At 69.6% G+C, this 21,240-nt stretch carries 19 protein-coding genes; 11 read left to right on the top strand and 8 right to left on the bottom strand.

Going from position 1 to position 21,240, the window contains the following annotated elements:
• Window positions 1-185: 185 nt before the first annotated feature.
• Window positions 186-896 carry a response regulator transcription factor gene (locus F3J10_RS18280; protein ID WP_025102109.1) on the bottom strand — a complete coding sequence of 237 codons (711 nt, stop codon included), beginning with the start codon at window positions 894-896 and terminating at the stop codon, window positions 186-188.
• Window positions 897-1,299: 403 nt separating this feature from the next.
• Between F3J10_RS18280 and F3J10_RS18275 the strand changes: the two genes are divergently transcribed.
• A complete protein-coding gene (locus F3J10_RS18275) occupies window positions 1,300-2,820 on the top strand; it encodes a PLP-dependent aminotransferase family protein (protein WP_167242674.1) in 1,521 nt (506 codons plus the stop codon).
• Here the strand turns inward: F3J10_RS18275 and F3J10_RS18270 are convergent.
• Window positions 2,817-3,188 carry a DUF4180 domain-containing protein gene (locus tag F3J10_RS18270; protein WP_167242673.1) on the bottom strand — a complete coding sequence of 124 codons (372 nt, stop codon included), beginning with the start codon at window positions 3,186-3,188 and terminating at the stop codon, window positions 2,817-2,819. The two genes, F3J10_RS18275 and F3J10_RS18270, sit on opposite strands and share 4 nt — an antisense overlap.
• Window positions 3,189-3,301: 113 nt before the next feature.
• Complete coding sequence (locus F3J10_RS18265; RefSeq protein WP_167242672.1) at window positions 3,302-3,643, bottom strand: hypothetical protein; 342 nt, start codon at window positions 3,641-3,643, stop codon at window positions 3,302-3,304.
• A gap of 422 nt (window positions 3,644-4,065) precedes the next feature.
• Here F3J10_RS18265 and F3J10_RS18260 point away from each other — a divergent pair, with 422 nt between their 5' ends.
• Entirely contained in the window at window positions 4,066-6,177 is a 2,112-nt protein-coding gene (locus tag F3J10_RS18260) for a carbohydrate-binding protein (protein ID WP_167242671.1), read from the top strand.
• 76 nt (window positions 6,178-6,253) lie between these two features.
• Here the strand turns inward: F3J10_RS18260 and F3J10_RS18255 are convergent, their stop codons facing one another.
• Together F3J10_RS18255 and F3J10_RS18250 are read right to left on the bottom strand one after the other, a co-directional pair.
• Window positions 6,254-7,309, bottom strand: a complete 1,056-nt coding sequence (locus F3J10_RS18255) for a lactonase family protein (RefSeq protein ID WP_167242670.1) — start codon at window positions 7,307-7,309, stop codon at window positions 6,254-6,256.
• Window positions 7,310-7,959: 650 nt separating this feature from the next.
• Window positions 7,960-8,292: a hypothetical protein gene (locus F3J10_RS18250; protein WP_167242669.1), complete on the bottom strand. Its 333-nt coding sequence runs from the start codon at window positions 8,290-8,292 to the stop codon at window positions 7,960-7,962.
• A gap of 14 nt (window positions 8,293-8,306) precedes the next feature.
• On the opposite strand from F3J10_RS18250, the gene acnA reads away from it, so the two are divergent.
• The 4 genes from acnA to F3J10_RS18230 all read left to right on the top strand — a co-directional run bounded on the left by acnA (window position 8,307) and on the right by F3J10_RS18230 (window position 13,975).
• Window positions 8,307-10,973, top strand: a complete 2,667-nt coding sequence (gene acnA, locus F3J10_RS18245) for an aconitate hydratase AcnA (protein WP_167242668.1) — start codon at window positions 8,307-8,309, stop codon at window positions 10,971-10,973.
• A 58-nt stretch (window positions 10,974-11,031) separates the two neighbouring features.
• A complete protein-coding gene (locus F3J10_RS18240) occupies window positions 11,032-12,018 on the top strand; it encodes a GntR family transcriptional regulator (RefSeq protein ID WP_167242667.1) in 987 nt (328 codons plus the stop codon).
• Window positions 12,015-12,767, top strand: coding sequence for an ABC transporter substrate-binding protein (locus F3J10_RS18235; RefSeq protein ID WP_167242666.1), 753 nt, complete (start codon window positions 12,015-12,017; stop codon window positions 12,765-12,767). Before F3J10_RS18240 ends, F3J10_RS18235 begins: the two co-directional genes overlap by 4 nt.
• A 113-nt stretch (window positions 12,768-12,880) precedes the next feature.
• Complete coding sequence (locus F3J10_RS18230; protein WP_240155628.1) at window positions 12,881-13,975, top strand: serine protease; 1,095 nt, start codon at window positions 12,881-12,883, stop codon at window positions 13,973-13,975.
• A gap of 23 nt (window positions 13,976-13,998) precedes the next feature.
• Here F3J10_RS18230 and F3J10_RS18225 read toward each other — a convergent pair whose 3' ends face one another.
• On the bottom strand, window positions 13,999-14,985 hold the full coding sequence (locus F3J10_RS18225) for a LysR substrate-binding domain-containing protein (RefSeq protein WP_167242665.1): 987 nt from the start codon (window positions 14,983-14,985) through the stop codon (window positions 13,999-14,001).
• A gap of 57 nt (window positions 14,986-15,042) precedes the next feature.
• Between F3J10_RS18225 and F3J10_RS18220 the strand changes: the two genes are divergently transcribed.
• From F3J10_RS18220 to F3J10_RS18205, 4 genes are all read left to right on the top strand, one after another.
• Window positions 15,043-15,954, top strand: coding sequence for a DMT family transporter (locus F3J10_RS18220; RefSeq protein WP_167242664.1), 912 nt, complete (start codon window positions 15,043-15,045; stop codon window positions 15,952-15,954).
• A gap of 210 nt (window positions 15,955-16,164) precedes the next feature.
• On the top strand, window positions 16,165-17,601 hold the full coding sequence (gene pyk, locus F3J10_RS18215; protein ID WP_025101518.1) for a pyruvate kinase: 1,437 nt from the start codon (window positions 16,165-16,167) through the stop codon (window positions 17,599-17,601).
• Between the two features lies 1 nt (window position 17,602).
• Window positions 17,603-18,337: a TSUP family transporter gene (locus F3J10_RS18210; RefSeq protein ID WP_167242663.1), complete on the top strand. Its 735-nt coding sequence runs from the start codon at window positions 17,603-17,605 to the stop codon at window positions 18,335-18,337.
• A gap of 10 nt (window positions 18,338-18,347) precedes the next feature.
• Window positions 18,348-19,265 carry an AEC family transporter gene (locus F3J10_RS18205; protein WP_025101520.1) on the top strand — a complete coding sequence of 306 codons (918 nt, stop codon included), beginning with the start codon at window positions 18,348-18,350 and terminating at the stop codon, window positions 19,263-19,265.
• Window positions 19,266-19,304: 39 nt separating this feature from the next.
• Here the strand turns inward: F3J10_RS18205 and F3J10_RS18200 are convergent, their stop codons facing one another.
• Complete coding sequence (locus F3J10_RS18200; protein WP_167242662.1) at window positions 19,305-20,279, bottom strand: alpha/beta hydrolase; 975 nt, start codon at window positions 20,277-20,279, stop codon at window positions 19,305-19,307.
• 108 nt (window positions 20,280-20,387) lie between these two features.
• On the opposite strand from F3J10_RS18200, the gene F3J10_RS18195 reads away from it, so the two are divergent.
• A complete protein-coding gene (locus F3J10_RS18195) occupies window positions 20,388-20,810 on the top strand; it encodes an Rrf2 family transcriptional regulator (protein WP_167242661.1) in 423 nt (140 codons plus the stop codon).
• A gap of 6 nt (window positions 20,811-20,816) precedes the next feature.
• On the opposite strand, the gene F3J10_RS18190 is transcribed toward F3J10_RS18195, so the two are convergent.
• Entirely contained in the window at window positions 20,817-21,143 is a 327-nt protein-coding gene (locus F3J10_RS18190) for a hypothetical protein (protein ID WP_025101523.1), read from the bottom strand.
• Between the last annotated feature and the right edge of the window lie 97 nt (window positions 21,144-21,240).

Genomic DNA, 21,240 nt, shown 5'->3' with positions numbered 1-21,240 from the left:
CGAGGACATGCTCGCCAACACCGTCAGCAGCGCGAGGCAGAGCAAGCACAGCCACGGCGGCACGAGCGCGCGAGCGCCGCCGCCCGCCGCGTCGCGCGCGGGCGTGGATGTGAACGGTAACGTCGCGGGCCGGGCAGGCATCGATCTGTGATCGCAGGCGAGGGATGCTTGGAGGCGCGGCGCGGCTAGGGCAGCAGGCCGTGCGCCCGCGCCTCGAACACCGCCTGCGTGCGCGAGCGCACCGCGAGCTTCTTGTAGATGTTCTTGATGTGGCATTCGACGGTCAGCCGCGACAGCGACAGCAGCTCGGAAATCTCGCGGTTGGTCAGCCCCTTGCTGACGATGCCGAGGATCTCGATCTCGCGGCGGCTCAGGCGCACCGGCGGCGCGCCGTTGCGCGAGGGCAGCAGGCCCGCGCTGGCCGGCGTGGCGGCGGCCGGCGCCGCGTGCACGGCGGTCTCGAGGATATGGCGCGCCACGAAGGGATCGATCGGCGCGCCGCCGCGCAGCACGCTGCGGATCGACAAGGCGATCTCGATGTCGTCGCGCTCCTTGAGCAGGTAGCCGGTCGCGCCGGCCTGCAGCGCGCCGACGATGGTCGGGCCGGTGCTCCAGGTCGAGATCACCACGATCGGCAGGGCCGGGTCGGCCTCGTGCCATTCGCGGATCAGCTCGATGCCCGAGCCGTCGGGCAGGCCGATATCGACCAGCGCGATCGCGCAGGGCTGGGTGGCGCGGATCGCGCGCGCCTCCGAGAGGCTGCCGGCGAACAGCAGCGCGTCGTCCGAGTAGCCCAGCGAGGTCAGGATGGTGGTGAGCCGGCGCTGCATCAGCGGCTCGTCGTCGACGATCAGGAGCGGGCCGGGGACCATGGGTTCCGGAGGCAAAAGCGTCATGGGTCGCGTATCGGTGACAGGATCGGATGACGAACGGCGAGCGCGCGGCAAGGGCGCGGTCGCCGGACGGCCGGCAAGCGGGCGGGGCGCCGCCTCGAGGCCCGAAACGCGGGGCGCGGCGCGGCTTCCGGCCATTGTCCGGTGCCGGCGCGCGGGACGCGCGCCAGCGTGATCGCATGATACGCGAGCGCCTCGACAGCTTCCTTACAAGCTCGGGATATCGTGTATCTGCACAGTGGATGAGTGTGGCGTGGGCTCGATGACATCCATATGAAGAAAGGCGGGCGTAAGGCGGGGGTGGCGATCCCGGCGAAGGGCCGCGGCGGGCAGGACCGCGAGCCTGCCGCCAGGATCGATGTGGTATAAGCCGGGATTGATTCCACGCTTACCGGACTGGACCACTATGACGCGAGGCAAGGCTGCGATTCCGCTCGATCTGCCGAGGCCGCCGGGCCTCTCCTCGCGAGGCGGCGCCTCGAAGCAGGATCGCATCGCCGATGCGCTGCGCGAGGCGATCCTGCAGGGGCGCCTGGCGGCCGGCGGCGCGCTGCCTTCGACGCGCACGCTGGCCGAGCGCTGGCGGGTGGCGCGCGGCACGGTCGAGGTGGCGTTCGAGCGGCTGGTGGCGGAGGGTTATCTATCGCGCGTGCGCGGCTCGGGCACGCGGGTCAGCGCGGTGGTTCCCGAGGCGTATCTGATGGCGCCGGCAGCCGATGCGCATGGCGAGGCCGCGGTCGATATCGCGCCCGCGAGCGCCGACCCGTCCCACCTCCGGCGCTCGCCCGATGCGGCCCGCGACGCCTCGCCGACCGGCACGCGCATCGGCCAGCCCTTCGTCGCGCGCCTGGCCGACCCGGCCCTGCTGCCGGCGGCCACCTGGAAACGCCACCTGGCGCAGGCGCTGGCGGGCCTGAAACCGGCCGAGCTCGGCGCGGCGGTGCCCGGCGGCGACGCGCGGCTGCGCGCGCGGATCGCCGCCTGGCTCGGCGAGTATCGCGGCATCGCCTGCCGCGCCGAGGACGTGTTCATCACCGCCGGCATCCGCCATTCGCTCGACCTGGTGATGCGGGCGATCGAGGTGCGTGGGCGGCGCGTGGCGATCGAGGATCCCGGCTATCCGATGACGGAGCGGCTGGCCGCGCTGAACGGCGCCGCCGTCGCGCAGGTGCCGGTCGATCCGCAGGGGCTGGTGGTCGAGCGGCTGGCCGCGCTGCCGGGCATCGTGGCGGCCTGCGTGACGCCCGCGCACCAGTCGCCGCTGGGCGTCACGATGTCGGTTTCGCGGCGCCTGGAACTGCTCGACTGGGCGCGCCGCGAGCAGGCCTGGATCGTCGAGGACGACTATGACGGCGAGTTCAGCTACCAGGCCGCGCCGTTGCCGGCGCTGAAGGCGCTCGACCGGCACGATCGCGCGATCTATTGCGGCTCCTTCAACAAGACCCTGTTCGCGGGCTTGCGGCTCGGCTACGTGGTGGCGCCGGCGGCGTTGCGCGCGCCGCTCGAGGCCTTGCTCGCGGCGCTCGGGCGGCCGGTCGGCGTGATCGAGCAGCGCGCGCTGGCGGGCCTGATCGGCAACGGCGATTTCGCCCGGCACCTGCGGGCGAGCCGCCAGGCCTACCAGCAGCGGCGCGATGCCGTGCTGGAGCGGTTGGCGGCCGGCGCGGCGGGCCGCTACGCGATCTCGGGCGAGCAGGCGGGCTTTCATTTCATGCTGTGGCTCGATCCGGGCAGCGACGAGGCCGCCTTCGTCGCGGCGGCCGCCGCGGCCGGCATCGCGCTGCAGCCGCTGGGCATGTTCTGCCGCGAGGCGCGGCTGCCGCCGGCGGTGCTGGTCGGCTACACGGCCCTGACGCTGGCGCAGGCGCGCCACGCGGGGCGCGCGCTGGCGAAGGTGCTGGCCGGATTCGCGGAAGGGAAGGCCTAGGCGGCGAGCGCCGCTTCGAGCCTGGCGATCGCCGCGTCGAGATCGGCGACGAAGAACACCTGCCGGCCGCGATTGCTTTCGACGATGAAGTCGTGCAGCGCTCCGGCGCGGACCTCGGAGAAATCGCCGACGATGGCCAGCTTCAGATGGTAGTTCACGAACATCTGCAGCAGTTCGCCGGCCACGCCGGTGCGCAGCACGAGGAAGTCGGGATGCAGGCAGGCGGCGTCGATCGCGATGCCGTCGAGATCCCGGTGGCCGTGGCCGAGCATGATGTCGAGCGCGTCCTGGCGGCTGCGCACGGGGGTATCGACACTGCTGACGTGGACGATGCGGCTCGTGGGCCGCTCGAGCAGGCGTGCTTCCATGGAGAGTCGGATCCGGTTGGTCGTGCTGGCTGGGGATGCCGGCGCGAGGGCCGGCGCAGGCAACGGTCTGGCGATATCGCGCGGCGTGGTCGTCGAGCCGGCCGCGCGCTGCTTCAGGGCTTGGCCGCCGAAGCGCCGGCCGCCTGCGCCGCCTTGCGCTTCAGGCAGTTCTGTGTGACCAGCATGGTGGCCTGGTCGGGGTTCAGCAAGGTGGGCGCGCCGTAGATCTCCTCGATCGCCTGGTCGACGGCCTGCGCGTCGGGGCCGTTGCCGTAGTACTTGTGCGACTGCGCGATCGCCTGTTCCTTGGTCTTGTGCTTCTTGCGCCAGCCGGAGATCTGCGCGGCCACGTCGCCGACCGCGAAACAGCGATCGTCGAAGGCCTGGGCCTGGGACGGGAGAGCCGGCAGCGCGAGCGCGCCAGCGAGGGCAAGGGACAAGACGGCTTGCTTCATCGGGAATTCCTGTGGATCGGGAGCGCGGTGCGCCGGTCGTGCCGTCCGCTGCCGCGAGAATCCGCACAGTCTATCGAAAAGCGGCCAGGTGAGCGGTTGGCTCCCCCGCTTTGGCCTCCAGCGATGATGCGGCGCAATGCCGCATAACACGATCGCGCGACGAAACCGCGCCGGCTAGGCGTGTGCGCCGTCGCTGCATCGCGGCGTGCTCGCGCGAGGCCGCGAACGCGCCTTTTCGCGCGCGATTCAACATATGGGAAGCCGTCGCACAACTTGATCAGCCCTGATTCGGCGGATACCGTTCGCATGCAATCGAGCAGGTCTGGCGCAGCGAATAAAACCATTAATTGAATCAGGATACCTATTCAATGAAACGGCATATCCGAGCGGTATTTTTTTCATTTCCCTTATTCATATCGGCATTGTCTTCCTATCACGCGGGCGCGGCTTCGGTGCCGGGCGCCGCGGCGCCCGGCAGCGGTGCCGCGCCCGCCGCGCAGCAGGCCTGGCCGCCTGCCTGGCCGCTGGTGCGGCAGGTGCCGGTGCCACCGCCGCCGATGGGCTGGGCGAGCTGGAACGGGCACGGCTGCAACATCAACGAAAAGGTGATTCACGACGCGGCCGATTACCTGGTCAGCAGCGGCCTGAAAAGTGCCGGATATGTCTATGTGAACGTCGATGATTGCTGGTCGGAATTGACTCGCGATTCACAAGGGAAATTGAATGGAAATCATGTATCGTTTCCAAGCGGAATGACCGCGCTCGGCGATTACATCCATTCCAAGGGATTGAAATACGGGATTTACGCGACGCCGGGCCTGCGTACCTGTGCCCAGCTCAACAATCTGCAGAACGAACTCGCCCCCGGCGCGCCCGGCAACGAGGCCAACGGCAATACCGGCAGCCAGGGCCACGAGGCGCTCGACGCGGCCACCTTCGTGCAATGGGGCGTCGACTACCTGAAATACGACTGGTGCACCAAGGGCTCGACCGCGGCGCCGGCCCAGGTGCCGGTATTCGCGAAGATGCGCGACGCGCTGCGCCAGGCGGCGCTCGGCGCCGGCCGCAAGGGCTACCTGTTCTACAGCATCAACCCCGACAGCTTCAACGACTCGAAGACGGGTCGCGACTACGACTGGGGCAACGTGGCCGACATGTGGCGCACCGAGGAGGACATCTCCTACGACACCGGCGACAACTTCACGCCGGGCTGGTCGCGCCTGGTGGGGCAGAACTTCGAGGGCAACGTGTTCCCCGAGGCGCAGCACACGGGCCGCTACAACGATCCGGACATGATGCTGGCCGGCATGGGCCTGAGCGACGAGCAGGACCGCTCGCACATCGCGCTGTGGGCGATCTCGGGCGCGCCGATGATCCTCGGCAACGACTTCACCGGCCGCCCGCCCAAGGCCGCCACGCTGGCGCTGCTGAAGAACCCCGAGATGATCGCGATCGACCAGGACGGGCTCGGCCTGCAGGGCGTGCTGGTGGCCAATCCGGCGCCCGGCGTCGAGGTCTGGGCCAAGCCGCTGATGGGCAACGGCCGTCGCGCGGTGCTGCTGTTCAACAACTCGACGAAGGACGCGAGCATGGCGGTGAGCTGGCGCGAGCTCGGGCTCGAGCCGCTGGTGCCGGGCCTGGTGCGCGATGTCTGGGCGCGCGCCAATGCCGGCATCGGCATCGGCCGCTTCGAGACGCGCGTGCCGGCCGGGACCAGCCGCCTCTACGTGATCCAGGGCGCCGACACGGCGGCCGTGCCGTATCGGCCCAGCGCCTACCAGCCGAGCGCGGACCTGTCGTCCTGCGGCGGCTGCGAGCCGAACGCGCAGCTCGTGAATCCGGCCACGGTCAGCTTCGACAACGTGGTCTCGCAGCGCGCCGGCGGCTACCTGCAGATCGCCTACCAGAACACCGGCAGCGAACCGGTCGACGCGCTGCTCAGCGTCAACGGCGGGCCGGGCAGCATCGTCTCGCTGCCGCCGACCGGCGCTGCCTGGGGGCTGGGCGGCGTGAGCGTCGAGGCCGCACTGAAGCCGGGCCGCAACAGCGTGGTGCTGGCCAAGTGGCACGATCCGTCGGCGGCGCTGTCGATCCAGCGCGTGGCCGTGGTGGCCGGGCCGCTCGCCTACCAGCCGCCGCGCGCGGCCTACGAGGCCGAGTCGCCCCTCAACACGCTGAGCGGGCAGGCGGCCGTGTATGACTGCGCGAGCTGCTCGGGCGGCAAGAAGGTCGGCTACATCGGCCAGGCCAACACGCTGAGCTTCAACCAGATCGCGGCACCGAAGGCCGGCGCCTATTCGATCGACATCCTGTACGGCAACGGCGAACCGAACGGCCGCAACGCGCAGGTCAGCGTGAACGGCGGCACGCCGGTCACGCTCGCGCTGCCCTCGACGGGCAGCTACGACACGATCCGCCATGCCGCGGTGACGGTGAACCTGCAGGCCGGCTCGCGCAATACGCTGACGATCTCGAATCCGAGCGACTGGGCGCCGGATATCGATGCGATCGGCTGGCCGACGCCGCTGAGGTAAGCGCGCCGCGCACCGGGAACGGCAACGGGGCATGCCCGCCTGGGCATGCCCCGTTTTTCTTTGTTGGCTGGCCTTGTCAGGCGCGGGAAAACACCATGCAGACCGGGCTGCCTGTCGAGGTGAGCTGCCCGGCGGGCGAGAGGCGGCCGCTGCCGGCATCGACCGAGAAGCCCGCGATGCTGTCGCTGTCCTCGTTGAGCGCATACAGCAGGCGGCCATCCGGCGAGAGCGTGAAGAAGCGCGGCGTGCGCCCGCCCGTCGATACGGCTTCCACGAAGGCGAGCCGGCCGTTGTCGGGATCGATGCGCAACAAGGCGATGCTGTCGCTGCCGCGATTCGAGGCGTAGAGGAAGCGCCCGCCGGCGTCGATCTGGATGCCCGCCGCGCGGCTGTTGCCCGTGTAGCTGTCGGGCAGCGCCGACACGATCTGCCTGGGCCGCAGTTCGCCGCTGTCGGCGCGATAGTCGTAGGCGGTCACCGTCGAATCGAGTTCGTTGACGCAATAGACCCAGGGCCGCGACGGATGGCAGGCGAGATGGCGCGGGCCGGCCGTCTCGCGCGTGGCCACGAAGGGCGGCTCGGCGGGCGTGAGCCGCCCGGCTTCGTAGCGGAACACGAAGATGCGATCGAGGCCCTTGTCGGGCACCAGCACGAAGCGGCCGTCGGGCGAGAAGGGATTGAAATGCGGCTTGGCCTGCTGCTGCTCGATGCGATGCGGACCGATCGGGCCGTCCAGCGCGAGGCATTGCGCGAGCGCGCCGAGCGAGCCGTCGGCTGCGATCGGCAGCACCGCGAGGCTCGCACCCAGGTGGTTCGAGACCAGCGCGCGGCGCCCGTCCGGCGCGAGCGCGACGTGGACGGGGTTCCTGCCGCCGGTGTCCTGCCGGTTCAGGAAGGCGAGGCGCCCGCTCGCGCGGTCGATCGCGAAGGCGCTCAGCTCGCTGCGATCGCCGTGCACGCTGTACAGGCGCTCGCCGCGCGCATCGATCGCGAGGAAGGACGGGTTGACCAGATCGCCGAGCACCTGCACGGGATCGAGCGCGCCGGTCGAGGGATCGACGCGGAACACGCTGATGCCCTCGCCGCGGGCGTTGCGCTCGCGCGTGGTGCGCGAGCCGACATAGGCGTACATGCTGCGGATTCTCCTCGATGCCCTACCTGTGGAAAGCGCCGGCCCGGTCATGCTGTCCGGCAGACGCCGGATTGTATTGCTTCTGGATAGCGCGCGACGGCACGGATATCCAAATAGGTCATGACCGTTTCGCGAGAATGATGCTGGCGCCGCCGTGCTGCACGGCACCCTGCGACGAGCCTGGGCCGCGCAATTTCCGAAGCGTCTGCCTCGCCGGGGCTAATCGATCACCGGCGGATTGCGCGGCAAGCCTAGATTCATGAGGAAGTTATTCAAGGGAGTGGTTCATCTTCCTTCCCGTCTGCGTGATTTTTGATGTGACGAGGCAAGGTATGATCAGTCGGTGCACATTCAGACGGAGAACGGCATGACCGCGGGTAATTGGTGGATCTCGATCGGTGTTCCGACTGCGCTATACGTGCTGGGCTTGGGGTATGCGGTCTGTCGCGTATTGGGTCCGGCCCATGGACGTTTTCCGGTGATAGGCCGAGTGGCCTGGGGCTGGTGTAGCTTTTTGATCGCGGCTGGGACCTGGGTGACGATGGATATCGCGAGACACGACCCGGACGCCGTCGTTCTCGCGTCTGCAGCCATATGTGTGTCAATGATTGGTGTTGTATGGGGAGTACTTGGGGCCCTATTGCATTCCGCTATTTCTTTAATGCGTGGTCAGATTTTTCTGCGAAGATAATTCGGATGTTTCTTTCGCGTGTGGAATGTGTTGAGTTTTCGTGATGAAAGAACGTATCTGATTTTTCTATATGGCGACAGCATCGAAGCAAGCCACGAGCCGCCGGCGCAATTCTGAAATCCTCACACACGCCTACTCGAATCTCGACGCGCATGTGCCGCGCGTTTCGCTCTAGCGCCGATGGCGCTTTGGTGATGCGCCGAGCGCGCACGGCCGGCAGCCAGGCACGGCCCAAGCCTGCCGATCGTGCCCCATAGCCTTCCAGCATTTTGCCCGAAATTGCATTTTCCATTTGAAATATGCAAAATGCGCGGCATGACCTCGATCCCCAGCCCCCTTGCCGCCGCCCTTGATGCGACCCTCACCCTCGACGGCGCGCGCTACCGCATCGTCGACCTGCCGGCTCGCTTCGGCACGCGCCTGCGCGAGCTGCCCGTGGTGCTGCGGCTGCTGCTGGAGAACGTGATCCGCCATCACCAGGGCGAGGAGCAGCGCGCCGCCGTCGACGGCATCCTGGCCTGGATCGAGCACGCCAGCAGCGAGATCGAGATCGCCTTCCAGCCGAACCGCGTGCTGATGCACGACACCACCAGCACGCCGGCGCTGGTCGATATCGCCGGCATGCGCGACGCGCTGGCCGAAGCCGGCGTCGATCCCTCGGTGCTCAATCCGGTGCTGCCCGTCGATGCCTCGGTCGACCATTCGCTCGCCGTGGAAGTGCATGGCGAACCCGACGCGGCGCCGCGCAACCTGCGCATCGAACTGGCCCGCAACGCCGAGCGCTACCGTTTCCTGCGCTGGGCCGCGAAGGCCGTCACGGGCGTGCGGATCCATCCGCCCGGCACCGGCATCATGCACACGCTCAATCTCGAACAACTGGCGAGCGTGGTCGGCGTGATCGAGCGCGACGGCGAGCGCTGGGCCGTGCCCGATACGCTGATCGGCACCGACAGCCACACGCCGATGATCAACGGCATCGGCGTGCTCGGCTGGGGCGTGGGCGGCCTGGAGGCGCAGACGGTGATGTTCGGCATGCCGGTGATGCAGCGCATTCCCGAGGTGGTGGGCGTGAGGTTGAGCGGCGCGCTGCGGCCGGGCGTGCTGGCCACCGACCTGGCGCTGACGGTCACGCAGCGGCTGCGCGAGATCGGCGTGACGGGAGAATTCGTCGAGTTCTTCGGGCCCGGCGTGAGCACGCTGAGCGCAGGCGAGCGCGCGGTGGTGGCCAACATGGCGCCCGAATACGGCGCGACCACCGGCTATTTCCCGATCGATGCGCGCACGCTCGACTATCTGCGCGAGACCGGCCGCGACGCCGCCGCGATCGCGCTGGTGGAGGCCTATGCGCGGCGCGTCGGGATCTGGTTCGAGCCCGAGGCGCAGCCGCGTTACACGCGCCGCATCGAGATCGCGCTCGACGGCATCGCGATGCAGGTGGCGGGGCCGCGCCGGCCGCAGGACCGGCTGCCTTACACGGCCGTGGCCGAGACGCTGGCGAAGCTGGAAGGCGCGCCGCTGGCGAGCGGGGCGCGGACGACGAACCTGCCGCATCATCCGGTGGCGATCGCCGCGATCACGAGCTGCACGAACACCTCCGATCCGGCCTTGCTGATCGCCGCCGGGCTGGTGGCGCGGCGCGCGCGCGAACGCGGCCTGACGGTGCCGGCCTGGGTCAAGACCTCGCTCGCGCCGGGTTCGCCGGCGGCGGCGGCCTATCTCGAACGCGCCGGGCTGATCGGGGATCTCGACGCGCTCGGCTTCTCGATCGTCGGCTACGGCTGCACCACCTGCATCGGCAATTCAGGACCGCTTGGCGAGCCGATCCGCGCGGCGCTGGCCGCCAAGGCTGCGCGCCCGGTGGCGATGCTGTCGGGCAACCGCAATTTCCCGGGCCGGATCCATCCCGAGCTCGAACTCGGTTTCATCATGTCGCCGCCGCTGGTGATCGCCTTCGCGCTGGCCGGCGATGCGGCGCGCGACCTCGGCCGCGAGCCGCTGGGCCTGGCGCATGACGGCACGGCCGTGCACCTGCATGAACTGTGGCCGACGCGCGAGGAAATCGATGCGCTGGTCGCGCGCGCCAACGAGCCGGGCGACTACCGCCGCGCCTTCGCGATCGCCAGCGCCAATCCCGCCTGGCACGCGCTGGAAGCGCCGGATTCGGCGCGCTTCCCCTGGGATCCGGCCTCGAATGCGCTGCGCCGCCCGCCCTTCGCCTCGGCCGAGGCGGGCAGCCAGCTCGGCCATTACGTGGCGCATCCGCTGGCCGTCTATGGCGACGACGTGACCACCGATCACATCTCGCCGGCCAGCGCGATCCCGAAGCACAGCCCCGTCGCCGATTTCCTGGTCGAGCGCGGCGAGGACCGCGAGGACCTGAACGTGTTCGCGTCGCGGCGCGGCAACTGGGAGGTGATGCTGCGCGCGGCCTTCTACAACCGCACGCTGGAGAACCGCCTGCGTGCCGGCTTGCCGGTCGCGCACACGGTGCACGCGCCCTCGGGCGAGGCCCTGCCGCTGCACGAGGCGGCGGCGCGCTATCGCGAGGCGGGCGAGGCGGTGGTGCTGGTGGCGGGCGCGCGCTACGGCACGGGATCGTCGCGCGACTGGGCCGCCAAGGGCCAGCGCCTGCTCGGCATCCGCGCGGTGCTGGCCACCAGCTTCGAGCGGATCCATCGCTCGAACCTGATCGGCATGGGCATCCTGCCGCTGCGCATGATCGAGCTCGCGCATCCCGATGCGCTGGCGCTGCAGCCGGGCGACCGGATCGAGATCGATGCGCGCGATGCGGTGCTGCAGCCGCGTGCCGCCGTGCGCGTGAGCATCGTGCGCGCGCACGGCCGCGTCGAGCCGCTGGCCGCGCTGGCCGCCGTCGAGACGCGACTCGAATGCGAGCTGCTGCGCGCGGGCGGCGTGATCCCCTTCATCCTGCGCCGCCACCTGCCGCGCGCGGACGCGGCGGCGCTTGCGTGATGCGCCGAAACGCGGACAATGGGCGGCCCTGCCACGTCAATCCTTCATGCCGGCTTCCATGACCGACCGATCGATCGCCGCCCGCATCGTCGAGCTGATCCGCAGCGAGCAGCTCGAGGCCGGCGCTCACCTGCCGGCGCAGATGCTGGCGGACCGCCTGCGCGTGTCGCGCTCGCCCGTCAACGAGGCGCTCGCGCTGCTGCACGAGAAGGGCGTGGTGACGCGCGAACGCCATCGCGGTTTCTTCGTGGCGCGGGCCTTGCGCGAGCCGCTGGAGGAGGTGGTCGGCGGGCTCGGCCTGGACGAGGCTGACCTGGTCTCCAGCGTGTATTTCCGCATCGCCGACGATCGCCTGCGCGGCGAGCTGCCCGACGAATTCTCCGAGCAACTGATCCGCCAGCGCTACGGCCTGACCGGCGCGCAGCTCAATGCCGTGCTGGCGCGCATCGCGGGCGAGGGCTGGGCCGAGCGCAAGCCGGGTTACGGCTGGGCCTTCTCGACCATGCTGACCACGCCCGACAGCCTGCTGCAGTCGTATCGGCTGCGACTCGCGCTGGAGCCGGCCGCGCTGCTCGAACCCGGCTACCGGCTCGATCCGCGCGTGCTCGAACGCTGCCGCGATACCGAGCTGCAACTGCTGGCCGGCGGCATCGAGACGGCCAGCGCCGATGCGCTGCACGATCGCGGCGTGCGTTATCACGAGGCGCTGGTCGAGGCGTCCGGCAACCCCTTCTTCATCGACACGATCCGCCGCGTCAATCGCGTGCGGCGCCTGCTGTCGTATCGCTCGATGCGGCATCGCGAGCGTTATGCCGAGCACTGCCGCCAGCACCTGCACGTGCTGGACCTGCTCGCGCGCGAGCGCAACGAGGAGGCCGCCGAGGCGCTGCGCGAGCACCTGCTGCATACGCTCGACGCGCTCGCGCGCATCAGCGGGATACTCGAATCGCCATCGCCCCGATCCCCGGCGCGGGAAACCGCGCCCGTCCCGTCCGCCGCCGCGCCTGCCGGCCAGCGGCCCAACCGAACCCGACGCGCCTCATGAACCTCGATCCCGCCATCGCTTCCTCCCTCGTTTCCGCCTTCGCGCCGCACGGCGTGCTGCGCGCCTCGATCAACCTCGGCAACCCGATCCTGGCCGGCCACGATCCCGCCAGCGGCGCGCCGGCCGGCGTCTCGGTCGACCTGGCGCGCGCGCTCGGCGCGGAACTGGGCGTGCCGGTCGAGCTGGTGGTGTTCGCCACCGCCGGCGAATCGGTGGCGGCGGTCGGCGACGAACGCGCCGACGTCGGTTTCTTCGCGATCGATCCGCTGCGCGCCGAGTCGATCGCCTTCACTTCGCCCTATGTGCTGATCGAGGGCTGCTACCTGGTTCGCGAGGCCTCGCCGATCCGCGCCAACGAGGAGATCGACCGGCCCGGCGTGCGCGTCACGGTCGGCAAGGGCAGCGCCTACGACCTGTTCCTGACGCGCGAGCTGAAGGCGGCCGCCATCGAGCGCGCGCCGTCCTCGCCGGCGGTGGTGTCGACCTTCCTGGCCGAGGGGCACGACGTGGCGGCCGGCGTGAAGCAGCAACTGGAAGCCGACGCGGCGCGGCAGCCGGGCCTGCGCCTGCTCGACGGCCGCTTCATGGTGATCCGCCAGGCGATGGGCCTGCCCCGCAGCCGAGGCCAGGCGGCCGCCGAGGCGCTCGACGCCTTCGTGGAGGCGCGCAAGGCCTCGGGCTTTGTCGCCGAGGCGCTGGCCCGGCACCATGTGGCGGGCGCCTCGGTGGCGCCGGCCGGGCGGGGCTGAGCGCGCGCTCCTGACGGCCGTTCGGGCAGGTCCCTATAATCGGGACCTGGCACGCCGTCGTGGCGGCGCCGGGCAGCCGTCCATCGCGTGATCCGAATGCTAGGAGACGTCCCTTGAGAATCGACCGAGCAGGCTTCGCCGCCGTCCTGCGCCATGCCGCCGGGTTGCTGTTGTGCGGATTCGGCGCCGGCGCGTTCGCGCAAGCCGGCGGCCAGGCCAACGACGCCGCGCATGTCGCCAACAGCGCGACCGGCAGCCAGGCCGAGCAGGTGTTCGCGGCGGTCTCGCCGAAGGTCTGGACGGTGCGGGCCGAGCAGCCGCAAGGCAACCAGTACCTGATCGGCAGCGCGGTGCTGATCGCGCCGGGCCGTTTCATCACCGCCTGCCACGTGGTCGAGAAGTCGATCGCGGTGACGCTGGGCAACAACGGCGCCACGCTGAAGGTGGACGAGGTGCTGCGCGATCCCGACAACCGCCGCGACCTCTGCCTGCTGCGCGTGGCCGGCAAGTTCGAGGTGGCGCCGGTGCAGGTCGCGCCGATCAGCACCTTGCGGGTCGGGCAGCGCGTCTACGTGATCTCCAGCCCGCGCGGGCTGGAACTGTCGCTGACCGACGGGCTGATTTCCTCGCTGCGCCAGGAGCCCGAGAGCACGGTGCCGATCATCCAGTCGTCCACGCCCGTCACCAGCGGCTCCAGCGGCGGCGGCCTGTTCGACCAGCAGGGGAGGCTGGTGGGCGTGGTGCGTTCGGTGGCGACGGCCACCGAGAATTTCGCGTTCTCGTATCCGGCCGAATGGGTCGCCCAGCTTCCCGAGCGCTACGCGAAGGAAATCGCGGCCTGGCAAGGCGAGATGAAGGCCGCCGGGGTGCGCTTCGGCGCCGACGGCAGCGTGGCGGGCAGCGGCTACGCCGCGCTCGGCGATGCCGACGCGCTGCCGGTGCCGGCCGCGCAGAAGGCGCCGGTGGTGCTGGCCTACAAGCAGTTCCTGCTGCTGGCCGCGCCGCGCGTCTTCGTGTTCACCAGCGACGGCAAGTTCGGCAGCTTCTCGAGCTCGGCCGAATTCGCGCGCTTCCAGGACGATTGCCGCAAGTCGAAAGTTACGTTCAGGCTGTATGCCGTCGACAACGCGGTGGTCTGGCAGGCGCCGGCTTCCGCCAGCTCGCCCGCCTCGGCGCCGGCAGCCGCGCCTTCGCCCGCCAGCCGGTGAGCGGCGCGGCCGGCGCCGCGATGTCAGCCGCCGGCGGCCGCCAGGCCCGCCGCTTCCTGGTTCGCCATCCTCAATAACCTGTCGATCAGCGCCAGCACCTCGGGGCGGCATTCGTCGCGGGCATGCACGATGTAGGACTTCAGCGGCGACACCACCTCGCGCCGGCTCAGGCGCACCAGCGGGCTGCGCGCCAGATGGGCGGCGGCCACCGGCACGCGCGCCAGCGCCACGCCGAGCCCGGCCTCGGCGGCGGCCAGCACCAGCGTGTAGTCCTCGAAGCGCCGATCCTGCGCGCGCGGCTTGAGCGCGATGCCCAGCGGCTCGAACCAGGCACGCCAGCCGGTCGCGTCGGAGTCGTGCAGCAGCGGGGCATCGAGCAGGGCGGCCTCGCCGTGACGGCGCATGGCCTTGGCCAGTTGCGCGGCCAGCGCCGGATGCGCGACCGGGTAGAGCGTTTCGGGCAGGAAGGGCCTGGCCTCCAGATGGCGCCAGTTGCCGCGTCCGTAGCGGATCGCCAGGTCGGCCTGGCCGCCCGCGATATCGACGGCGCGATGGTCGATGTCGAGCTCGATGCGCAGGGCCGGTGCTTCGTTCTCCAGATCGCCGTGGCGGGCCAGGAACCACAGGCTGGCGAAGGCCGGCACCATGCTCAGCTTGACCAGGCGCGCGCTGCGCGGCGAGCGCCATTGGTCGGCCGCGCTGTCGATGATGCCGAAGGCCTGCTCGATGCGGCTGACGAAGCGCTGCCCGTCCAGGGTCGGCCGCACGCCGCGCGCGTGGCGCTCGAACAGCTTCACGCCGAGCCAGTTCTCCACGGCCGCGATGCGCCGGCTGATCGCGCCGTGCGTGAGGCCGGAGATCTCGGCGGCGGCCAGGAAGGAACCGTGGCGCGCCACGTTGCAGACCGTCTCGAGACTGGCCAGCGGTGGCCGCGCGGCGTCGGGCGCGGCGTCGGCGAGCCGTGCCGCGGACGGGACGCGAGGGCGAGGTGAGCTGTGAGCCATATTCACAGGAAGACGTTGATCGATGCGCTAGCTTAACAGCTGGCGATGCGGCACGATCCCGGCATGAACACGCTCTCCCCGGCTTCGAAAAACTGCTCGCCGCGCGATCTCAGGCAGGTGCTGCTCGCGCTCGGCGCGGTCGCCTTCACGGTGGTGTCCTGGGCTTCGGCCTTTCCCTTCATCCGCATCGGCCTGCAGGGCCTGTCGCCGCTGCATCTGGCGGCGGGGCGCTTCGGCACCGCCGCCGTGCTGGTGCTCGCCTGGCTGGCCTGGCGGCGGCCGCGCCTGCCGGGCTGGCGCGACGGCCTGCGCTTCCTGTTGTGCGGGCTGTTCGGCATCGCCTTCTACAACGCCTTGCTGAACACCGGCGAGCAGACCGTCGCCCCCGGCGCGGCCAGCTTCATTGCCAGCACGCTGCCGATCTTCACCGCCGTGCTGGCGGTGCTGTTCCTCGGCGAGCGCATCAATGCCTGGGGATGGATCGGCTCGCTGGTCAGCCTGGCCGGCATCGCCGTGATCGCGCGCGGCCAGCCGGGCGGCCTGGCGCTCGGCGCCGGCAGCACGCTGATCCTCGCGGCGGCCTTTTGCACGGCGAGCTATTTCGTGCTGCAGCGGCGGCTGATTCCCGTCTACGGGCCGCTGGCCTGCACGGCCTACACGCTGCTGGCGGGGGCTTTATGGCTCTCGCCGTGGCTGCCGGGCGCGATCGGCGCGCTGCCCGCGGCGCCTCACGGCACGCTCGCGGCGGTGCTGATGCTCGGCGTGTTCCCGGCCGCGCTCGGTTACGCGAGCTGGACCTACGCGCTCGGTTATTTCGGCGCCGCGCGCGCGGCGAACTTCCTGTACCTGTCGCCGGCCGTGGCCACCGCGCTGTCGGCCTGGCTGACCGGCGAGCGTCCCGGCCTCGCCACGCTGGCGGGCGGCACCACGGCGATCGCGGGCGTGGTGCTGGTGGCTTGGCGCGGGCGGGGGTGAAAGGGGATTTTCGAAATGAAGCGAATCAGGGCTCATTTCGAATTCAATGGCGCCATTCGATTGAATGCCGTTCCGGCAGCGTTATTGATGTTTCAACTTCGAATGACGAGCTTTATTTCTTTGGCGTCTAATTGGTCAAGTTTTTATTATTAAAGGCGCTGACATATTTCTGTCATATTTGCCGCGTGCAAATCAACGACAGAAAAAGAAATGTCCAGAACAACAATCGTCGCAACCATCGGGCCGGCTTCAAACCATCCTTCCACCTTGCTGGCCTTGCAGCGTGCGGGCATGACCGTCGCGCGCCTGAACGGCTCGCATGGCGACCTGGCCTGGCATGAGACCACCATTGCCCTGATTCGGGAAACCCTGCCCGAATTGCCGATCCTGCTCGATATTCCGGGGCGCAAGATCCGCACTATCCAGTTGCGCGTCGAACCGTCGTTCAAGACGGGTGAGCGCCTGATATTGACTACCGACCTGTCGCATGACGGTTCGCAAAAGGTGCCGGTCAATTACGCGAAGTTCCATGAGAAGCTGCGTGCCGGCGTGCGCATTTACGCCGACGACGGCACCCTGTCGTTCCGGGTGGCCGAGGTCGCGGGGCCCGACGTGCATGTGGTCGCGGAAACGGACGGCACGCTCAAGAGCCGCAAGGGCATCAACGTTCCCGAGATCGACCTGGGCCAGGAACTCGTCACGCCGCGCGATCGCGACATGATCGCGTTCGCCAGGCGCGTCGGCGTGGATTTCGTCGGCATCAGCTTCGTCGAATCGGCGCGCCACGTGGAGGCGATCCGCGGCCTGATCGACGCGCCGACGCCGCAGATCGTCGCCAAGGTCGAGAACCAGGGCGGCCTCGACCATCTCGACGAAATCGCGCGCGCCACCGACACCATCATGATCGATCGCGGCGACCTGTCGGTCGAGACCAGCATCGATCACGTGTCGATCCACCAGAAGACCATCATCGCGGCCGCGCAGCGCTACGGCAAGCCGGTGATCGTGGCCACCGAGCTGCTGCACAGCATGATCGAGAGCCCGCTGCCGACCAAGGCCGAGATCGGCGACGTGACCAATTCGGTGATCGACGGCGCCTCGGCGGTGATGCTGTCGGGCGAGACCGCGGTCGGCCGCTTCCCGGTGGAGGCCGTGGCGCGCCTGCGCAGCATCGTCACGCTGGCCGAGGGGCACCGGCACGCGGTGGCGCCGCCGCTCGGCGGCGTGCCGGCCAGCCAGCTCGACCTGCGGGCAGCCACCCAGGCATTGGCGCGCAGCCTGCCGATCACGCGCATCGTGGTGCTGTCGCGCACCGGTTACGCGGCCCGGCTGGTGTCGATGGCGCAGGTGCAGCAGCCGATCATCGCGGTCGGCAGCGAGCTTGCGCGGGTGCGCGCCTGGAACCTGCTGCCGGGCACGACCGGCGTGTACCTGCCGCAATTGAGCGTCGCGGACGAACGCGCCGGGATGGTGGCGCTCGAGGCGCTGTGGACGGCCGGGTTCCTCGCGCACGACGACATGGTGCTGGTGGTGCTGGCCGCCAGCAGCGACGCCGACGTGTCGCCGAGCCTGCTGCAGACGGTGCGCGTCGGCCAACTGGCGCGGCAGCGGTCCTGGCCGCAGCCGGCGAGCCTGGAGGCGGCCTGAGATGCACGATCCCTACCTGCTGGCCGGCATCGTCGCGCTGCTCGCGGTGGTGCAATCGATCTTCGGCATGGGCGTGCTGGTATTCGGCACCCCCACGCTGCTCCTGCTCGGCTTCGATTTCACCTCGGTGCTGGGCCTGCTGCTGCCGTCCTCGATGGCGATCTCCGCGATCCAGGTCGCGACCGGGCGCGGCGAGCCCTTGCCGGCGCGCGAGCGGATCAACATGCTGTTCTGCGCGCTGGCGATCGTGGCGGCGCTGGCGGTGCTGGTGGCGACCGGGCTCCGGGCCCGCGTCGAGATCCTGATCGGGCTGATGATGCTGGGCGCCGCCGTGATCCGCTACTCGCCGCGCCTGCAGGCACGCCTGCAGCGCTTCGTGCAGCGTCGCGACCGCGCCTATGCCGGCGCGATGGGCGTGATCCACGGGCTGACCAACATGGGTGGCGCCCTGCTGGCCGTGTACGCGGTCAGCCGCCATCAGGACAAGCTGCAGGTGCGCCTGGCCATCGCGCGCTACTACCTGCTGTTCGGCGCGTTGCAGCTCGGCACGCTGTCGGTGCTGCGGCGCTCGGCCCTGAGCGTGGAGGGCTTCGCGATCGCGCCGCTGGCGGTGGTGGTTTATTTCGCGGTCGGCAACCTGCTGTTCAAGCGCGCCGGCGCGCCGCTCTACGAACGCGCCATGACCGCCTTCATCGGCGTGTACGGCGCGGTGGTGCTGGCCAGGACGCTGATCTGACGGAACCGCCATGCAAAGTGTCTTCACCGCGCTGATCCCGATCTTCGCCCTGATCCTGCTCGGCTTCGTGCTGCGCCAGCGCCGGCTGCTCGCCGACGCGTTCTGGCTGCCCTGCGAGACGCTGAACTACTACTACATGTTCCCGGCCCTGATGTTCAGCCAGGTCGCCCGCGCCAACCTCACGCAGTTCCCGATCCGACCGATCGCGATCGCGATTCTCGGCGCGGTGGGCGCCGGCGCGCTGCTGCTGTATGGCTGGCGCCTCTGGAGCCGGCAGCCGGGCGCGGTGTTCTCCTCGGTGATCCAGGGCGCGCTGCGGCCCAACACCTACGTGGGCGTGGCCGCCGCCGCGGCGATGTACGGCAGCGTGGGCCTGACGCTGACCTCGATCAGCATCGCGGTGGCGATTCCGCTGCTCAACGTGGCCTCGGTGGTGATCCTGATGCGCTACGGCAGCGGCGGCGCGCCCACGCCGAGGCAGATCCTCAATGCCGTGCTGAAGAACCCCGTGATCATGGCGGTGCTGCTCGGCGCGCTGTTCAATCTCAGCGGCCTCACGTTGCCGGCCACGCTGTCGAGCCTGCTCTCGATCCTCGGCGCGGCCTCCCTGCCGCTGGGGCTGCTGGCCGTCGGCGCCGGGCTCGACATGCAGGCGGCCCGCGCGGCGCGCGGGCCGGTGCTGCAGTCCTCCTTCATCAAGCTGCTGCTGGTGCCGCTGCTGACGCTGTGGATCGGCGTGAGCCTCGGCATCCACGGCCCGGCGCTGACCACCATCGTGCTGTTCAACTCGCTGCCCTGCACGCCCTCGGCCTACATCATGGCGAAGCTGCTGGGCGGCGATCATCGCCTGTCGGCCGGCATCATCACCGTGCAGACGGCGCTGGCGGCCATCACCATGCCGCTGGTGCTGCTGGTGTCGCATCGCTAGGCGGTTCGCCTGGCATCGAAGCCGCCGACTACCGGTTGATTACAGCCCGCGCAGGAACCCGAGCAAGGCCCGGTTGACCTCGCCGGGCGCCTCCTGCTGCAGCCAGTGCCCCGCGCCCGCGACGATGCGCGTGTCGCGAAGCGCGGGCGCCAGCGCCGGCATCGCGGCGATGATCTCGCGCATGCCGGGGATGGCCAGCCCGGGATCATGCTCGCCGACGAGGTACAGCGCAGGCACCTCGACGGCAAGCCCCTCGAAGGTGGCCTGCTGCATCCAGTTGCGATCGAGATTGCGGTAGTAGTTCAGCCCGCCGCGAAACCCGGAGGCGCGAAAGGCCTCGACCAGGACATCGAAATCATCGGCATCGAGCCAGGCCGGCGGCGCGGCAGGTTCGGGCAGGGCGTCGAGCAGCCCGGCCTCGCGCGCGATCATGCCGAAGGGGTTCGGCGTGGCGGCCTCGCGCGGGCCGGCCTGGCCCGAAGCCCAGAAATAGATCCTGCGCAGCGTCGCGGCCACGTCGCGCTCGAACTCGCGCTCCGCCAGCCCTGGCTCGGAAAAATACTGCGTGTAGAACCAGGCCTGCTCGTTGATCGGGAACAGCCGGCTCGGCGCCATCGGGGCCCGGCCCATCATCGGCACGCCGAGCGCGATCACCGCGCGAAAGCGATCGGGGCGCAACTGCGCGGCCTGCCAGGCGATGGTCGCCCCCCAGTCGTTGCCGACCACCACCGCCTCGGTTTCGCCCAGCGCGTCCAATATGCCCACCAGGTCGCCGACGATCTCCAGCGTCGTGTAGCGCTCGGGATCCGCCGGGCCGTCGCTGGTGCCGTAGCCGCGCAGGTCCGGCGCGATCGCGCGGAAGCCGGCATCGGCCAGGGCGCCGAGCTGATGCCGCCAGCTGTGCGAGGTTTCGGGGAAGCCATGCAGCAGCAGGACCAGCGGGCCGCTGCCCTGGGCGGCGAGGCCGAGACGCACGCCGTTGGTGTCGATGAAGGACCGGGTGAGGGCAGGCATGTTCGCGCTCCGGGACGGGATGGGTATCGAGGTTTGCGTAAATCGAGGTTTGCGTAAAGTCGCGTGAAATCGTAACATCAAACGTCACGAATATTCCACACCCGGATCATGCAGAGAGATACCCGGCTGGCACGCCTGCTTCATGTGCTGATTCACATGCATCTGCGCGGCGGCACCACCACCTCGGACACGATTGCCCTGATGCTGCACACGCAGCCGTCGCTGGTCCGGCGCACCATGGCGGCATTGCGGGAGGCCGGCTACGTCGAGTCGATCGCCGGCCCGAAGGGCGGCTGGGTATTGCGCCGAGAACTCGGCGAGATGACGGTGCGCGATATCCACGAGGCGATCGCGCCCGGAAGCACGTTCGCGATCGGCCCGGCCGACGACAACCCCGCCTGCCCGGTGGAGGCGGTGGTCAACGGGATGCTCGGCGATGCGCTGTATACCGCGGAACAGGCGCTGCTGCGCCAGTTCGGGCGCGTGCGGCTTTCCGAACTGGCGCGGCGCGTGAAGGCCGCGGCGGGATGAGGGGGCTTACCAGTTCAGGCGCGAACCGCAGGTCGTCGAGTTGCCCGATTCCTGGTAGCAGTACGAATCGATATTCTTCGAATACGGCTTGACCGACAGGTTGCCGGCTTGCTCGACATTGCGCTGCCCATGCTGCGGATACATGCCGAGCCCCGCTGCCCGTCTCTTTTCCGCGTCGCTCTTGAGCGAGTCGCGCAGATGGTCCTCGCGCAGGATCCTGTCGCGCTTGTCCAGCACGTCGTATTCCTTGAACAGGGAGGGGCGCGTTTCCCCGGCGGCAAGCGCCTGGGCGCCGGTGCCCAGCAGGACGAGGGTGGTCGCGATACGCAGCATGAACTTCTCCGATCTACCTGAAAGCGGGTATGGATCGTCAGGAGATTGAAAAGTTCAAGCGGCGAGGCAATTCCCGCCGGGCTCAGTATCATCCGTC

This window comes from Burkholderia sp. Cy-637, from assembly GCF_011753175.1.
GTDB lineage: Bacteria > Pseudomonadota > Gammaproteobacteria > Burkholderiales > Burkholderiaceae > Burkholderia > Burkholderia gladioli.
The sequence above is the reverse complement of the archived record's forward strand: the minus strand, read 5'-3'. Positions and strand labels throughout refer to the sequence as shown.

Excerpts from the sequence above, each read along its gene's own strand:
- F3J10_RS18270 (WP_167242673.1), bottom strand. The coding sequence starts at position 3,188 with ATGGAAGCACGCCTGCTCGAGCGGCCCACGAGCCGCATCGTCCACGTC.
- F3J10_RS18250 (WP_167242669.1), bottom strand. The coding sequence starts at position 8,292 with ATGGAAAATGCAATTTCGGGCAAAATGCTGGAAGGCTATGGGGCACGA.
- pyk (WP_025101518.1), top strand. The coding sequence starts at position 16,165 with ATGTCCAGAACAACAATCGTCGCAACCATCGGGCCGGCTTCAAACCAT.
- F3J10_RS18210 (WP_167242663.1), top strand. The coding sequence starts at position 17,603 with ATGCACGATCCCTACCTGCTGGCCGGCATCGTCGCGCTGCTCGCGGTG.
- F3J10_RS18265 (WP_167242672.1), bottom strand. The coding sequence starts at position 3,643 with ATGAAGCAAGCCGTCTTGTCCCTTGCCCTCGCTGGCGCGCTCGCGCTG.
- F3J10_RS18190 (WP_025101523.1), bottom strand. The coding sequence starts at position 21,143 with ATGCTGCGTATCGCGACCACCCTCGTCCTGCTGGGCACCGGCGCCCAG.
- F3J10_RS18280 (WP_025102109.1), bottom strand. The coding sequence starts at position 896 with ATGACGCTTTTGCCTCCGGAACCCATGGTCCCCGGCCCGCTCCTGATC.
- F3J10_RS18205 (WP_025101520.1), top strand. The coding sequence starts at position 18,348 with ATGCAAAGTGTCTTCACCGCGCTGATCCCGATCTTCGCCCTGATCCTG.
- F3J10_RS18200 (WP_167242662.1), bottom strand. The coding sequence starts at position 20,279 with ATGCCTGCCCTCACCCGGTCCTTCATCGACACCAACGGCGTGCGTCTC.
- acnA (WP_167242668.1), top strand. The coding sequence starts at position 8,307 with ATGCGCGGCATGACCTCGATCCCCAGCCCCCTTGCCGCCGCCCTTGAT.
- F3J10_RS18240 (WP_167242667.1), top strand. The coding sequence starts at position 11,032 with ATGACCGACCGATCGATCGCCGCCCGCATCGTCGAGCTGATCCGCAGC.
- F3J10_RS18220 (WP_167242664.1), top strand. The coding sequence starts at position 15,043 with ATGAACACGCTCTCCCCGGCTTCGAAAAACTGCTCGCCGCGCGATCTC.
- F3J10_RS18235 (WP_167242666.1), top strand. The coding sequence starts at position 12,015 with ATGAACCTCGATCCCGCCATCGCTTCCTCCCTCGTTTCCGCCTTCGCG.
- F3J10_RS18255 (WP_167242670.1), bottom strand. The coding sequence starts at position 7,309 with ATGTACGCCTATGTCGGCTCGCGCACCACGCGCGAGCGCAACGCCCGC.
- F3J10_RS18275 (WP_167242674.1), top strand. The coding sequence starts at position 1,300 with ATGACGCGAGGCAAGGCTGCGATTCCGCTCGATCTGCCGAGGCCGCCG.
- F3J10_RS18195 (WP_167242661.1), top strand. The coding sequence starts at position 20,388 with ATGCAGAGAGATACCCGGCTGGCACGCCTGCTTCATGTGCTGATTCAC.